The organism is Salinibacterium sp. SWN1162 (assembly GCF_015864675.1).
Lineage (GTDB): Bacteria > Actinomycetota > Actinomycetes > Actinomycetales > Microbacteriaceae > Rhodoglobus.
Genome location: NZ_JADYWT010000001.1, coordinates 724,061 through 737,602, shown reverse-complemented (window position 1 = coordinate 737,602; position 13,542 = coordinate 724,061). Strand labels below are relative to the sequence as shown.

The 13,542-nt window shown below is 65.0% G+C and carries 15 protein-coding genes; 5 read left to right on the top strand and 10 right to left on the bottom strand.

The features are described from left to right. The 6 genes from I6E58_RS03420 to I6E58_RS03395 form a co-directional block, all read right to left on the bottom strand. On the bottom strand, nucleotides 1-828 hold the full coding sequence (locus I6E58_RS03420; protein WP_197130427.1) for an MOSC domain-containing protein: 828 nt from the start codon (nucleotides 826-828) through the stop codon (nucleotides 1-3). Between the two features lie 99 nt (nucleotides 829-927). Continuing rightward, nucleotides 928-2,208, bottom strand: coding sequence for an ABC transporter ATP-binding protein (locus I6E58_RS03415; protein ID WP_197130424.1), 1,281 nt, complete (start codon nucleotides 2,206-2,208; stop codon nucleotides 928-930). A gap of 3 nt (nucleotides 2,209-2,211) precedes the next feature. After that, complete coding sequence (locus tag I6E58_RS03410; protein ID WP_197130421.1) at nucleotides 2,212-3,036, bottom strand: ABC transporter permease; 825 nt, start codon at nucleotides 3,034-3,036, stop codon at nucleotides 2,212-2,214. Then, nucleotides 3,033-3,809, bottom strand: coding sequence for a molybdate ABC transporter substrate-binding protein (gene modA / locus I6E58_RS03405; RefSeq protein WP_307841958.1), 777 nt, complete (start codon nucleotides 3,807-3,809; stop codon nucleotides 3,033-3,035). Before modA ends, I6E58_RS03410 begins: the two co-directional genes overlap by 4 nt. Nucleotides 3,810-3,868: 59 nt before the next feature. After that, entirely contained in the window at nucleotides 3,869-4,282 is a 414-nt protein-coding gene (locus I6E58_RS03400; RefSeq protein ID WP_197130418.1) for a molybdopterin-binding protein, read from the bottom strand. Between the two features lie 224 nt (nucleotides 4,283-4,506). Further along, on the bottom strand, nucleotides 4,507-5,901 hold the full coding sequence (locus I6E58_RS03395; RefSeq protein ID WP_129072265.1) for an OFA family MFS transporter: 1,395 nt from the start codon (nucleotides 5,899-5,901) through the stop codon (nucleotides 4,507-4,509). 155 nt (nucleotides 5,902-6,056) lie between these two features. Here I6E58_RS03395 and I6E58_RS03390 point away from each other — a divergent pair, with 155 nt between their 5' ends. After that, the gene (locus I6E58_RS03390; RefSeq protein WP_197130415.1) at nucleotides 6,057-8,372 is read left to right on the top strand and encodes an FdhF/YdeP family oxidoreductase; all 2,316 of its coding nucleotides are present in this window, start codon (nucleotides 6,057-6,059) and stop codon (nucleotides 8,370-8,372) included. Nucleotides 8,373-8,387: 15 nt separating this feature from the next. Here I6E58_RS03390 and fdhD read toward each other — a convergent pair whose 3' ends face one another. Continuing rightward, nucleotides 8,388-9,239, bottom strand: coding sequence for a formate dehydrogenase accessory sulfurtransferase FdhD (gene fdhD / locus I6E58_RS03385; protein ID WP_129072267.1), 852 nt, complete (start codon nucleotides 9,237-9,239; stop codon nucleotides 8,388-8,390). Nucleotides 9,240-9,379: 140 nt separating this feature from the next. On the opposite strand from fdhD, the gene I6E58_RS03380 reads away from it, so the two are divergent. From I6E58_RS03380 to moaC, 4 genes are read left to right on the top strand one after another with little or no spacing between them, the layout of a single operon-like run. Continuing rightward, nucleotides 9,380-10,009, top strand: a complete 630-nt coding sequence (locus I6E58_RS03380; protein WP_197130412.1) for a molybdenum cofactor guanylyltransferase — start codon at nucleotides 9,380-9,382, stop codon at nucleotides 10,007-10,009. After that, nucleotides 10,006-10,422 (top strand): DUF6457 domain-containing protein, encoded by a 417-nt coding sequence (locus I6E58_RS03375; RefSeq protein ID WP_197130409.1) that lies wholly within the window; start codon nucleotides 10,006-10,008, stop codon nucleotides 10,420-10,422. Before I6E58_RS03380 ends, I6E58_RS03375 begins: the two co-directional genes overlap by 4 nt. Continuing rightward, complete coding sequence (gene glp / locus I6E58_RS03370; protein ID WP_307841956.1) at nucleotides 10,419-11,729, top strand: gephyrin-like molybdotransferase Glp; 1,311 nt, start codon at nucleotides 10,419-10,421, stop codon at nucleotides 11,727-11,729. The genes I6E58_RS03375 and glp overlap by 4 nt, the downstream gene beginning before the upstream one ends. Next, nucleotides 11,726-12,205, top strand: a complete 480-nt coding sequence (moaC, locus tag I6E58_RS03365) for a cyclic pyranopterin monophosphate synthase MoaC (RefSeq protein WP_010203948.1) — start codon at nucleotides 11,726-11,728, stop codon at nucleotides 12,203-12,205. Before glp ends, moaC begins: the two co-directional genes overlap by 4 nt. A gap of 109 nt (nucleotides 12,206-12,314) precedes the next feature. On the opposite strand, the gene I6E58_RS03360 is transcribed toward moaC, so the two are convergent. The 3 genes from I6E58_RS03360 to I6E58_RS03350 form a co-directional block, all read right to left on the bottom strand. Further along, nucleotides 12,315-12,797 carry a molybdenum cofactor biosynthesis protein B gene (locus tag I6E58_RS03360; RefSeq protein ID WP_197130406.1) on the bottom strand — a complete coding sequence of 161 codons (483 nt, stop codon included), beginning with the start codon at nucleotides 12,795-12,797 and terminating at the stop codon, nucleotides 12,315-12,317. Between the two features lie 87 nt (nucleotides 12,798-12,884). Next, nucleotides 12,885-13,235: a hypothetical protein gene (locus I6E58_RS03355; protein ID WP_129072273.1), complete on the bottom strand. Its 351-nt coding sequence runs from the start codon at nucleotides 13,233-13,235 to the stop codon at nucleotides 12,885-12,887. Further along, nucleotides 13,235-13,513, bottom strand: a complete 279-nt coding sequence (locus I6E58_RS03350; protein ID WP_197130403.1) for a hypothetical protein — start codon at nucleotides 13,511-13,513, stop codon at nucleotides 13,235-13,237. Before I6E58_RS03350 ends, I6E58_RS03355 begins: the two co-directional genes overlap by 1 nt. Nucleotides 13,514-13,542: the final 29 nt, after the last annotated feature.

The window sequence follows — 13,542 nt, the reverse complement described above, 5'->3', positions numbered from 1 at the left end:
CTATCCCGCTGCGGGCTGCGAAACCTCCGAGGTCGTCGCCTCGACCGCATCGCCCACGTGAATGCGACCGCCATCAAGCGGAGCCAGGCGGATGCCGAACCACGTTTTGTGGTCGCGCTGGCGATGCTGCGCCAGGGTTCGAATCGGTTCCTTGCCGCGCTCGAGCGTGGTGGGTTCGATCGTGGTCATCACGCAGCGGTCGCAGATCATGGTGACGCGAAAGCGCACGTCGCCGATCGTGACGTGCGTCCAACTTTCTTCGACGAAGGGTTCGAGATCGTCGATGATCACGTTGGGGCGGAATCGGATCATGTCGAGCGGTTCGTCGTTCTCATCCGTCCACTCGTCGAGCTGTCGAAGCGACGCTTCGGAAGCGAGCAGCAGCGGGCCACCGTCGGCGAGCGAGACAACTTCTCCGGGCTGGCCGCCGTCTTCGGGGTCGATCGCGCGCACGGTCGGGTCGGACTGCCAGACGAGTCGTGCGTCGAGGCCGACACGTTCGCTCAACCAACGGTTGACGTCTCCGCGAGCGGCAAGCGCGGTGCCCTGCCCGTCGTGGCTCACTTCAATCGTGTCGCCGCCATCCGCCATGTCGACGGTCACGCTGGAGCCCTCGCGGTCAGAGAGCTGAACTGCCGTCTCGCTCAGGGCGTGCGCCGAGAGGCCAAGCAGCTGGTTGTGGCGGCGAGCGGTGAGAGTGTCGCCCGCGCTATCGACGATGGCCCAGCGGCGATCCTGGTCAAGACCCCACGGATTCACCGCGGCAGATTCGACGTCTTCGCCGGCAAACGACTTCACTGGATACACTCTGAGTTTCGTCACGCGCATGAGCAAATCTTAGCAACGCGCATCCCAAGAGCGACGGGACTGTTCAGAGGATTAAAAGTTCCGCTGTGTGGTGCAGATTACCCTCGCGGGGAGCGCCGATTAGCGGCGCAGATAGGCCGTGATCTGAGACGGATCGACGGACGCCACGACGCGGTCCCCCGGCGCGATGTCGCGCGCGAGCAGATCGGCGGCCGACGCCTCAGCCACGACGGTGTCGCCTAGGAGCGTGACGCGGATCCCCTTGAGTCCGGGCTCGAGCAGATCGACGGTGGCGAGCCATTCATGCGGCAGAGGCGGGGCGGATGCGGCGGGCTCGACACGTGCGGAGTCCGCGACTCCGGGCGCTGCAGTCGCAGCACCGTCGGCCCGAGCGGCACCCCGCGACTCCCGGCGCAGCGTCACCGCGGACGGCGGGAACGCGACCGAAACTTCCGTACCGACCGCCGGCACGATGCTGTCGACGGCGAGAGCACGCCCATCCGCGAGCCGCACGAGCTGGCTGGTTTCGACAATGCCGTGCAGCACGGTGAGGCCGACGAGCGCGGCCGCGAACTGGTTCACGGGCTCGCCCAGAACCCGAGCGACGTCGCCACTGTCGATGATGCGGCCAGCATCCATGATGGCGACGCGGTCGGCCAGCACCAGAGCATCCACCACATCGTGCGTAACGACGATCGTGGCAGGCGCCGTCGGCGGGCGGCCACCGATTCCGATGTGGGCGGCGAAGACGCGGGCCGACAGACACTCGCGCAGCAGGGTTCGCACGAGCGAGGCGTTCTGCACATCGAGGGCAGCCATCGGCTCGTCGAAGAGCAGCACATCCGGCTCGATCGCCAGCACGCGGGCGATTGCCACACGCTGTTGCTGGCCGCCCGAGAGCTCGGCAGGTGTGCGGGCTGCGTAGTCGCTCATCCCCACGGCGTCGAGCCATTCGGATGCTCGGTCCCGCGCTTCGTCCGTTCTCATGCCGTGTGCGCGCAGCCCGAAAGCCACATTCTCGAGAGCACTCAGGTGCGGGAACAATAGCGGGTCTTGCCCGAGCAGACCAATGCGGCGGCGATGAGCCGGCACCACGGTCATCCGCCCGCGACTAGCGCGCCCGCTGCCAGCGCGATCGCGACTAACGCGCCCGCCGCTCGCGCGATCTACAGCCCGACCGTCGGCGCGATCGACGGCACTCGGAACCTCGGTCAGCACTCGCCCGTCGACCGACACCGTGCCGCACTCAGGGACGAGCAGCCCGGCAATGACAGCGAGCAGCGTCGACTTACCCGAGCCGTTCGGGCCCAGCAGAGCGAGCGTTTCGCCGGGCGCGACTGTGACGCTCGCGTCGAGGGTGAACGATCCGCGGCTCACCTGCATGGTGGCATCCAATGTCATGGCTCAGAGCTCCGGGGTCGTGCGCCAGCTGCGCAGCAGAAGGAGGATGACGATGCCTACCACGACAAGCAACAGCGACAGGGCGATGGCCGAATCTTGGCTCACGCCGGCGCCGTTGAACGCGGTGTAGATGGCGAGAGGCATGGTGCGGGTCGTGCCTGCGGCGTTGCCGGCGAAGAGGGCGGTGGCGCCAAATTCGCCGAGGGCGCGAGCGAAGCAGAGCACGGTGCCGGCGATGACGCCCGGCATGATCAGCGGCAGCGTGACGCGACGAAACACTGTCCAGCGCCCGGCGCCGAGAGTGGCGGCGACCAACTCGAAGCGAGTGCCCGCGGTGCGCAGCGCGCCCTCGACGGAGATCACCAGGAACGGCAGCGCCACGAAGGATTGCGCGATCACGACGGCACCGGTCGTGAACGGAATGCGGATGCCGAACCACAGTTCGAGCACGCTGCCGACGAGCCCGTTGCGTCCGAGAAGGTAGAGCAGGGCGATGCCTCCGACTAACGGGGGCATCACGAGCGGGAGCGTGGTGAGCGCGCGCAACAGCCCCGCCAAGCGGTTGCCCGAGCGAGCGATCACGAGCGCGAGCGGAATGCCGACGATGAGACACAGCACCGTTGCGGCGAGCGCCGTCTGCAACGACAACCAGAGCGCCGACTGCGCTTCGTCCGAGACAATCGCGGCGGGAACGCTCGGCCAGTCGGCACGCAGAAACAGCCCAACAAGAGGCAGGATCAGCAGGGCGAAACCGAGGGCCGCGGGCAGGTAGAGCAGGCGCGGGATGCCGGAGCCGGCGGTTGCAGTCGTGCGCGAGACGGCACTCATGGCTTCACGAATCCGTAGCTCGCGAGGATGCTCTGCCCCGGCGCCGAGAGCACGAAGTCCACGAAGGCGGCCGCGATGGCGGGTTGCGCAGCCTCGTTCAGCACGGCGATCGGGTAGTTGTTGCGAGCCGTTGCCGCGTCGGCGATCGCGACGCCGTCGACCGTTCCCGCCGCATCCTGCACATCGGTGACATAGACGAGCCCGGCATCCACTTCGCCCAGCTCAACCTTGGTGAGCACCGCTTTGACGTTCTGTTCTTCGGTCACCGGTGTGAGGTCGACCGCGGCGGCGTCGAGCAGGATGCGGGCTGCCGCACCACACGGCACCGCGGGCGCGCACAGGGCAACCTGCACGCCGGGCTTCGCTAGATCGCTCAGGGTCGTGATGTCCCGCGGGTTGCCGGGCTGCACCGCAATCTGCAATTCGTTGCTCGCGAACGACACCGGAACAGTCGCTAGTTCGTCACCGATCTGCTGCATTGTGGCGTCATCCGCGGAGGCGAAGACGTCAGCCGGCGCACCCTCGCTGATCTGGGTGGCGAGAGTAGAGGAGCCGTCGAAGGAGATCGGCGCGATGGTGACGCCGGGATTCTCCGCGCTGAATGCCTCGGCCAGCTCGGTGAACGACGCGGTCAACGAGGCCGCCGCAAAAATCGTGAGCTCACCCTGCAGTGCGCCGTCAGAAGACGTGGATGCCGGTGCCGGGTCGGCTGCCGAGCATCCGGAAAGCCCCACCAAGCCTGCAATCGCGGCGGCGGCGACCGTCGTCAGCACGCCAACTCGGCGTCGCGCCCGCCTGCCCCGTTGCCGCGGCTGTCGCACACTCCACATCACTAGGAGTTGTCTTTCGGCGCCTCAACCACGACCATCGTCGCCTTCACGACGGCGACTGCGAGCGAACCAATTTCGAGCTTCAAGTCGCGCACCGCTTCCGTCGACATGAGCGACACAATGCGATGCGGGCCGCACTGCAGCTCGACCTGAGACATCACGGTGTCGCTGAGGATGCCCGTGACGAGCCCGACCATCCGGTTGCGAGCGCTGCTCGTTGACTCGGATGCCGCTGCCGCCAGTTGGGCCTGCTGCGCACGCTCTTGAGCGCGGTGAGCAAGGTGCGCACCGTCGACCACTTGGCGACCGGCGTCGTCGAGCGCGACGGGTAGATCGTCGGTCGCGATCCAGCGCCGCACGGTGTCGTCGCTTACTCCGAGGAGCCCTGCAGCCTCACTAATCCGATATTGCGCCATAATTTACAGCGTAACACCGCAACTGCGGAGCTTTCAGGGCGTTTGCCCCGCATCTTCGATATGAGTGCTCGGCTATTCGACAGCTCACCCGCCGCTCGACCCTCGCTCGCCCGCCGCTTGCTCAGCCGAACAGCGCCGAAGCCTTCGTCATGGTCTGAAATACGCCGTAGAGCAACGGAATACCGACCAACGCCCAGACGATCGCGAGTTGTGCTTTCTTCATGTCAGGCCTCCGCGGAGATCGTGAGGTCTTTCGACCCCACTGTGGACGGTTCATGGAAGGTGGAATTCACGGGCCGCACCATGAGGTTGGCGATGAAGCCCACGACGAGCAGTCCCACCATGGTCAGCAGCGCGGGCTGGTACGCCGCAGCGGTCAGCTCGCCAGGCGCACCCTGGGCATCCAAGAACGAGTTCACGATCAGCGGGCCAGCGATGCCAGCTGCTGACCAGGCAGTGAGCAGTCGACCGTGGATGGCGCCCACCTGGAACGTGCCGAAAAGGTCACGCAAGTACGCCGGCGCCGTGGCGAAACCGCCGCCGTAGAACGAGATGATCACAAAAGCGAGCGCCACGTACAGCGCCGTCGTGTTGGATCCCACCAGAGCCAGCAGCACGTACAGCACCGCCCCCACGCCCAAATAGATCATGTAAATGTTCTTGCGCCCGGTGATATCGGACGTGGACGACCAGACGAACCGGCCACCCATGTTGGCGATCGACAGCAAACCGACGAAACCACCGGCCACGGCGGCTGTGACCAACGATTGCCCGTCGGCCTGTCGGAAGAAGTCTTGGATCATGGGAGCCGCCTGCTCGAGGATGCCGATCCCCGCCGTGACGTTACAGAAGAGCACGATCCAGACGAGCCAGAATTGGCGTGTCTTGATCGCGTTGCTCGCCGACACGTGATTGCTAGTGACCAATGACTTTGCCTTGACCTTCGTCGGGTCGAATCCGGCCGGAGTCCAGTCGTCGGCGGGCACCCGGATCGTGAACGCGCCAAACATCATGTACGCGAGGTAGATGAGCCCGAGCGTGAGGAATAACTTGCCAACGGCGTCACCGCTGGCCACCCAGCCCTCGGTTCCCGCGTTGGGATCGTAGAGCGCAAGCAATGCCGTAGAAACGGGGCTGGCGATCAGCGCGCCACCACCAAACCCCATAATGGCCATGCCGGTTGCGAGGCCCGGACGGTCCGGAAACCACTTAATCAAGGTCGACACCGGCGAGATATAGCCGATCCCGAGTCCGATACCGCCGATGAAGCCGTAGCCGACGTAGACCAACCACAACTGGTTGGAGAAGATACCGAGCGAACCGATCACAAAGCCGCTCGACCAGAACAGCGCGGCGACAAACATGGCCTTGCGCGGACCGCTGCGGTCAACCCACGTTCCCATAATCGCGGCCGATAACCCGAGCATGACGATGGCGATCGAAAAGATGACACCGATCTGAGTGAGACTCGCGTCGAAGTGATCAACGAGCGCGGTTTTATAGACGCTCGTGGCGTAGGCCTGACCGATGCTCAAGTGCACCGCCAATGCGGCCGGCGGAACAAACCAGCGATTGAAGCCGGGAGGGGCAATGGTGTGTTCTCGATCAAGCCAGCTCATGGACATTCTCCTCGGTACAAATAAGCGTGCAGGACAGCAACGTTGCTGTCGGCAAATCGGCCGCGAATCACAGGCTAACCGTTAACCTGATCAATTCTTAGATGTTTGGTCAAGATTGTCTACGAATTTCCATCGATTGGGGGCAGTATGGGGAGATGAAACGTGGAGCACCGGTTGACGACATCAATGAAGACGACCTGCTCGTCAAGAAGCCGAAAAAGTCGGCGGCCGGCGTTGAAGCCGTGCTCGTGGCCTTGGATCGGGGAATCGCGCAGGCAGGTGTGACCCGCACCGCACGCTCACTGTTGCGGCTGAACCAACGTGACGGCACGGACTGCCCCGGCTGCGCCTGGCCGGAATCGCAAGGCCATCGCAAGGTTGCGGAGTTCTGCGAAAACGGCGCCAAGGCCGTCGCCGAAGAAAGCACGCTGCGCACTGTCACTCCGGACTTCTGGGCGCAGCATTCCATCGCCGAGCTGTCGGAGAAGACCGAATACTGGCTGGGCAACCAGGGCCGCATCACGCATCCGGTCGTCATCCGCCCCGGCGACACTCACTACTCGCAGATCTCCTGGAACGACGCCTTCGAGCTCATCGGCGAGAAGATCCGCGCCACCACTCCCGAGCGCACGGTCTTCTATACCTCCGGCCGCACGGCCAATGAGTCGGCGTTTCTGTACCAACTCTTCGCGCGCTCGATCGGCACCAACAACCTGCCGGACTGCTCGAACATGTGCCACGAATCATCCGGTTCCGCTCTGAACCCCACGATTGGTATCGGTAAAGGCACCGTCTCGCTCGAAGACATCCATGAGGCTGAACTCATCTTTGTCATTGGCCAGAACCCCGGCACGAACCACCCGCGGATGCTGTCGGCGCTGGCCGAATGTAAAGACCGCGGTGGCAAGATCGTCGCCGTCAATCCGCTCCCCGAAGCCGGGCTGTTCAACTTCAAGGATCCACAAACCCCCAAGGGAGTCGTCGGGGGCGGCACCAACCTGGCCGACGAATTCCTGCAGATCAAGGTCGGTGCCGACCTCGCGCTGTTCCAGGCTCTCGGCCACTTGCTTCTGGAGGAAGAGGAGCGGGTTCCCGGCTCCGTAGTTGACCACGAGTTCATCGCAGCGAACACCGACGGCATCGATGCCTACCGGGCCGCGCGCAAGACGATCGACTGGGACGAGACCGAAGCAGCGACAGGCCTCTCTCGCCTCCAGATCGCCAAGGTTGCTCAGATGATGGTCGAGTCGAAGGCCACGATCATCTGCTGGGCACTCGGTCTCACGCAACAGCCTCACTCCGTGAACACGCTCAAGGAGATCATCAACCTGCTCCTGCTGCAGGGCAACTTCGGCAAGCCCGGCGCTGGTGCGTGCCCCGTGCGCGGCCACTCGAATGTGCAGGGCGACCGCACGATGGGCGTGTGGGAGAAGCCTCACGAGTGGATGCTGGATGCCCTCGACAAGGAATTCGGAATCACTTCGCCCCGCGAGCACGGCTTCGACTCGGTCGACACCGTCGAAGCGTTCGAGAACGACAACGTCGACGTGTTCGTATCGATGGGTGGAAACTTCGCGCTCGCGGCCTCGGACACCGAAGCGCTCGGTAACGCGCTTCAGCGGGTGGGCCTAACCGTTCACGTGTCGACCAAGCCGAATCGCTCTCATGTGGTGCACGGACTCACCTCGTTGATTTTGCCCACGCTAGGTCGCACCGACACCGACGACAAGCATCCGAGCGGCCGTCAGGTGCTGTCGGTCGAAGACTCCATGTCGGTCGTGCGCAGCACCCAGGGTCGGTTGTCGCCGGTGTCAGATCACCTGCTCGCGGAACCCGTCATCATCGCCCGCATGGCCATCGCCACTCTGGGCGAGGATCACCCGGTGGACTGGAAAGCGATGGCCGAGGACTACGACGTTATCCGCGACCACATCTCCCGCGTGCTGCCGGGCTTCGCCGATTTCAATGCACGGTTGAGGACCAAGAACGGGTTCGTGCTGCCCAACCCGCCGCGCGACTCCCGCAGCTTCGCCACCGACATCGGTCTGGCCCGCTTCACGGTGAGCCCGCTCGAGTATCTGACGCCGCCTCCCGGGCACTTGATTCTGCAGACGATGCGCAGCCACGACCAGTACAACACCACGTTCTACGGTCTGGATGACCGCTACCGTGGCATCTCGGGTGGTCGTCGCGTCATCCTCATCAACAAGGACGATGCCGCCGACATGGGGTTCGCCGACCGCGACCTCGTGGATGTCATCAGCACGTTCCAAGGGCAGGAGCGCCGGGCAGACAAGTTCCGCCTCGTCTTCTACCCGACCCCGCGGGGCTGCGCGGCAGCGTACTTCCCCGAAGCGAACAACCTCGTGCACCGCGAGCTCGTTGCGCGCGAATCGAATACGCCCGGCTATAAGGCGATGGCGGTGCGATTCATCCCCGCGGTGGAAGACGATGCCCCGCAGATGAGCTAGCGCGGGGCCGTACGCTCAGTTCGCGTCGACAGACTCATTCTGCACAATGCGTTCTTGCCCGGCGTAGAGCACCATCGACTGTCCGCGCAGGAAGCCGACGAGCGTCATTCCAACCTCTTCGGCAAATTCTGCGGCCAGCGAGGATGGTGCAGAGACGGCGGCCAGAACCGGGATCCCCGCCATCATGGCCTTCTGCGCGAGTTCGAAGCTCGCCCGGCTCGACACCATGAGCACGGTTCCCGACAGGGGCAGCAAATTCTGTTTAACGGCCCAGCCGATGACCTTATCGACGGCGTTGTGCCGCCCGACGTCTTCGCGCGCCACCAGCATCTCGCCCGTCACTCCATCGAACAGCGCCGCCGCGTGCAATCCACCCGTCTTCTCGAACACGTCTTGCGCTTCGCGCAGCTTCTCGGGGAACGTCGTCAGCAGCTCAGCGTCGATTCGCGCGGCATCCTCGGCGACAGAGAACGCCGATTTGGTGCGCACGGCATCGATGCTCGCCTTGCCGCACAGTCCGCAGGAACTGGTCGTGAGGAACGATCGCTCCAGGCTGGGATCGGGGGCCGGCACGCCCGGCGCCAGGGTGACGTCAACGACGTTGTAGGTGTTCACTCCGTCGACGGTGGCACCGGCGCAGTACCGTGCGGCGAAAAAGTGCTCGCCCGAGGTAATGATTCCCTCGGAAACCAGAAAGCCCGCGACGAGGTCAAAGTCGTCACCGGGGGTGCGCATTGTGACGGCAAGCGAGCGCCCGTTGACGCGCATCTCGAGCGGCTCTTCCACCGCGAGAACATCCTCCCGGGATGCCGGAGGCGAACCGATAGTCACTCGGGTGATCTTGCGTCGTGCGGTGATTCTGCTCACGCTGCCTGCCTCCTCGGGAGCGCCGCGGATTCTGCGCCGCCCCGCAATCGAGACTATCTCGGTGGTGGCAGCTACGGCAGCAGCGACCACAACTCGCGCCGGATAGTGACGCCGATTGCACCGTCGCTTAGAGTGGCTGCATGCTGATCGATGCGGCGGTGCTCGCCGGAGGTCGCTCGTCCCGATTGGGATCTGTGGCGAAAGCAACGCTCCGCGTGCAAGGCCGCAGCCTGCTCGAGCACGCGCTCTCGGCGGCATCCAGTGTGGCGCGCACCTGCATCGTTGTCGGCCCCATTGATCCCGACCTCGTGGACACTACGGTGTTCATCACGCGCGAGAATCCGCCCTTTTCGGGGCCCGCTGCTGCGCTTGCCGCCGGCGTTCACCACCTCGCGACCAACGGCACCAGCGAGAGCGACGCCATCCTTGTTCTTGCCTGTGACATGCCGGGCATTGCTGCCCAGGTGCCAGCGCTCGTAGATGCCCTCGCTGCCGCTCCCGCCGACGTGGATGGCGTGATTTCCGTCGATGCGACTGGTCACCGTCAGCCGCTTGCCTGCCTGTATCGCCGCCGCGCCCTCCAGAGCGCCCTCGCGCGGTTCGACGCCGACGGCCTGACCGGGCTCTCGATGAGAAAACTGATTGAACCGCTGAGGCTGGAGCCCGTGGTGGCTCTGCCCGGAGCCACCGATGATGTTGATACGTGGGAAGACGCAGCTCGCCTCGGCGCCACTGATCCGACCACAGAAACGAAAGAAGCCGCACAATGAACTCCGAAGAACGCCAACGCCTCGACGACTGGGCTGCGCACCTCAGCAGCGAGCTGGGCATCGCCAGCGATGAGTTTCGTGCCGCGATGGATGTCGATGGGATTCTGGATCTCGCCGGGGTCGCTGCGCATTCAGTGATCCGGCCCGCGGCTCCCGTGACGACATTCCTTGTCGGCTACGCCGCTGGTCTGGCCGCCGCGGCCGGAACCGACCCGTCCTCGGCCATTCGAAGCGCGGATGCTCTCTCGAGAGCTGCGCTTGCCGCCGCGAGCGATGCCACCCAGCCCGCTGCTGCTGCCGCTGCGTCGGACTTGGCACCGGAGTCTGCGGCACCATCCGACTCGGCAACATCCAGCGCAGAGCCATCGGGATCGGCGTCATCCGGTCCGGCGCCGTCAGGCTCGGCAGAATGATGGCAGCCTCCCCCGCGTCGATCAGCATCCCGGAGCACCTCGCTCGCGTTCTAGCGAACGTCGCACCATTGCCGGTCGTCAGCGTTCCGATCGCGCAGGTGTTGGCCCTCACCCTCGCCGCCGACGTGCACGCCACGGTCGATGTTCCCGGTTTCGACAACTCCGCGATGGACGGTTATGCGCTCCGGCGCGCGGATTCCATCTCCGCCACAGCAGAGACACCGATAGCGCTCCGGGTGGTCGCTGACCTTCCTGCAGGCTCCGCCGAGAATCCGTCATTGCAGCCCGGCGAAGCTGCCCGGATCATGACCGGTGCCGCAGTGCCCACTGACGCGGACTGCATCGTGCCCATCGAAGACACCGATGAGGGCACCGACACCGTTCTTATTTTTAGCGCCCCGAATCCCGCCGCCCACATCCGCCGCACCGGCACCGACGTTCGCACCGGTGATCCGGTGCTGACCGCAGGGCGCGTTCTCGGCGCCCGCGATCTGGCGGCCGCCGCGGCATCCGGAATCAGCACCCTCACTGTTCACCCTGCACCGCGCGTCGGCGTGCTCTCGACCGGCACCGAACTGCGCAAGCCGGGAGAACCGCTGGAGCGTGGCCAGATTCACGACTCGAACTCGCTGCTCTTGGCGGCGATGATTACCGAGTGTGGCGGCATCCCCGTTCAGCTCGGCTCGGTTGTCGACGACGATGATGCCCTGCGCGAGATGCTCGAGGAACATGCGCCCGAGGTCGATGCCTTTGTCACCTCAGGCGGCGTGAGCGTCGGCGCCTACGACGTGGTGAAAGCCGTGCTCGCCCCGCTCGGCGTCTGGTTCGGACCGGTGCGGATGCAGCCCGGCAAGCCCCAAGGGTTCGGCCGGTTCCCGGTAGGCCCGGCTCCCCTCGGTGGCCCGGCCGGCGATGCTGGCGGCGACCACGACAACAGCAACAGCAGCGACGTCGCCGGCCCGCTGATCTTTGCCCTCCCCGGCAATCCCGTGAGCGTCTTCGTGTCGTTCGAGACCTTCGTGCGCCCCGCGCTGCTCACGATGGCGGGCCGGTCAGCGGTCCACCGCCGCACTCTCACCGCCACCGTCGCGACGGGCTGGCGCAGCCCTGCGGGGCGGGCGCAAGCTATGCCGGCCGTCGTCGAACAGGATGAGGCGGGGGCTGCATCCGTTCGTCCCGCAAGCGCGGGCGGCGCCGGTTCCTATCTCGTTGCGAGCTTGGCTGGCGCCAACGCGTTGGCCTTCGTGCCCGAGGATGTGACCGAGGTACGCGAAGGCGACCTGCTGGCTGTCACACTGGTGTCATGAGCGATCAGCCTTTCACGCACCTCAATTCCGCTGGCCAAGCCCGGATGGTGGACGTCACCGCCAAGACCCCGACCGTGCGCGAAGCGACGGCGGAGGGTTTCGTTCGCTGCTCCCCCGTGATCATCGAGGCGCTGCGCTCGGGCAACGCTCCCAAGGGTGACGTTCTCGCGGTCGCTCGCATCGCTGGCATCCAAGCCGCTAAGCGCACCGCCGAACTGCTGCCGCTCGCCCACATCATCGGCGTGCACGGCGCGACCGTCGACCTTGAAGTGACGGATGACGGAGTCGCCGTCACCGCGACCGTGCGCACCGCCGACCGCACCGGCGTGGAGATGGAAGCCATGACCGCGGTGTCGGTCGCGGCTCTCGCGATCGTCGACATGGTCAAGGGTATGGACAAGACCGTGCAGATAGAGAACGTGCGGTTGCTCGCGAAATCGGGCGGCCGGTCGGGCGATTGGCGTCGGCCGGAGTAGTTCGCTGCGAGCGCCCGCGCTCTTGCACTCGGCTCCCGGCTCCCGGCTCCCGGCTCCCGGCTCCCGGCTCCCGGCTCCCACTATCCGGCTCCGGAGTGAAACTTGTGGGTTAGTGATCCCCGCCATCGAGCTGCTCCTGAATGTGACCGATCAGCGGCGTAACCACCGCAAGCCCCTCTTCAACAGCTTTCGTTGACCCCGGCAGGTTCACCACGAGAGCGTTACCCGCGATGCCGACAAGGCCGCGGCTCAGCACCGCCATCTTCGTGTGGCGGGCACCTTCGCGCCGCAACTCTTCGGCGATGCCGGGAATCTCTCGCGTGAGCACGGGCCGGGTTCCCTCGGGCGTGAGATCCCGGGGTGCTACTCCGGTTCCGCCACTCGTGATGACGATGCGGGCACCGGCAGCGAGCGCGGCTCGGATGCCGGCAGTGACTGATTCCGCGCCATCCGGAATCACCGTCAGCGACACGGCATAACCCTGCGCCGTGAGCAGCTCGACCGCCCGCGGCCCCGAAGTGTCGGCTCGCTCGCCGCGAAAGCTGCGGTCAGACACGGTGATGACGGCGGCGGGGATGAGCGCGTGATCCATACCCGCTACGGTACGCCAGCTGCGCCGAACAACGGCGCCGACGCCGACGCCGACGAAGTGTGCGTAAAGCAGTGGCCCTTAGGGGCCCTAGTCGAAGACCAGCACGCACCCAACAGCGTAGTTTTCTAAATCTGAAACATGAAACGTGCGCAGTCGAAAAGTGATCCGCTGACCGGAGCCACGGAACGCGCCCGGGCGAAGGTTCGACGTGGAACCCGAGCTGCCCAAATGCGCACCCCCACTGCCGACCGAGCCCAGAGTGCTGCCATCAATTTGGAACACCTCCATCGCAACACCGTTGTCGCGGTCGTAGTCAGTCAGGGGGTCGGTAAATGTGACGCTTCCCCAGGCGAGAAAACTGCGCCGACGCCCAAGGTTGATTTCCGCTGTCGTCGAGCCTGAACCAAAATTCCACAGGTTCACTTGATGCGCGTCCATTATTTGGCCTTCTTCCCGGTCTTCGGCTTGCGATCAGCGACTGAGCAGACGCCTTTAGCGGGATTGACGGAGAGGGTTTTCGTGCGGTCGCTGGGGTCGAATGTCTCCGGTGCCCTCGCGACGGCTAGCTCGGAAAGTTTGCGCCCCGATTCATGGTGTGCGAGTGCGAGCACGTCAGATTCCGGTGCCGCGACCGGATCATCGTTTCCCAACTCGTAGTAGCTGGCGGTGTGCACGACCTCGCCAGTTTTCTTGTCGTAGACGATGTATATGTTCATGCTTTCGCTCCAATGATGATGGGCCCTGA

Excerpts from the sequence above, each read along its gene's own strand:
- I6E58_RS03350 (WP_197130403.1), bottom strand. The coding sequence starts at position 13,513 with ATGAACATATACATCGTCTACGACAAGAAAACTGGCGAGGTCGTGCAC.
- I6E58_RS03420 (WP_197130427.1), bottom strand. The coding sequence starts at position 828 with ATGCGCGTGACGAAACTCAGAGTGTATCCAGTGAAGTCGTTTGCCGGC.
- I6E58_RS03390 (WP_197130415.1), top strand. The coding sequence starts at position 6,057 with ATGAAACGTGGAGCACCGGTTGACGACATCAATGAAGACGACCTGCTC.
- I6E58_RS03375 (WP_197130409.1), top strand. The coding sequence starts at position 10,006 with ATGAACTCCGAAGAACGCCAACGCCTCGACGACTGGGCTGCGCACCTC.
- glp (WP_307841956.1), top strand. The coding sequence starts at position 10,419 with ATGATGGCAGCCTCCCCCGCGTCGATCAGCATCCCGGAGCACCTCGCT.
- I6E58_RS03360 (WP_197130406.1), bottom strand. The coding sequence starts at position 12,797 with ATGGATCACGCGCTCATCCCCGCCGCCGTCATCACCGTGTCTGACCGC.
- I6E58_RS03415 (WP_197130424.1), bottom strand. The coding sequence starts at position 2,208 with ATGACATTGGATGCCACCATGCAGGTGAGCCGCGGATCGTTCACCCTC.
- moaC (WP_010203948.1), top strand. The coding sequence starts at position 11,726 with ATGAGCGATCAGCCTTTCACGCACCTCAATTCCGCTGGCCAAGCCCGG.
- I6E58_RS03410 (WP_197130421.1), bottom strand. The coding sequence starts at position 3,036 with ATGAGTGCCGTCTCGCGCACGACTGCAACCGCCGGCTCCGGCATCCCG.
- I6E58_RS03355 (WP_129072273.1), bottom strand. The coding sequence starts at position 13,235 with ATGGACGCGCATCAAGTGAACCTGTGGAATTTTGGTTCAGGCTCGACG.
- I6E58_RS03395 (WP_129072265.1), bottom strand. The coding sequence starts at position 5,901 with ATGAGCTGGCTTGATCGAGAACACACCATTGCCCCTCCCGGCTTCAAT.
- I6E58_RS03380 (WP_197130412.1), top strand. The coding sequence starts at position 9,380 with ATGCTGATCGATGCGGCGGTGCTCGCCGGAGGTCGCTCGTCCCGATTG.
- I6E58_RS03400 (WP_197130418.1), bottom strand. The coding sequence starts at position 4,282 with ATGGCGCAATATCGGATTAGTGAGGCTGCAGGGCTCCTCGGAGTAAGC.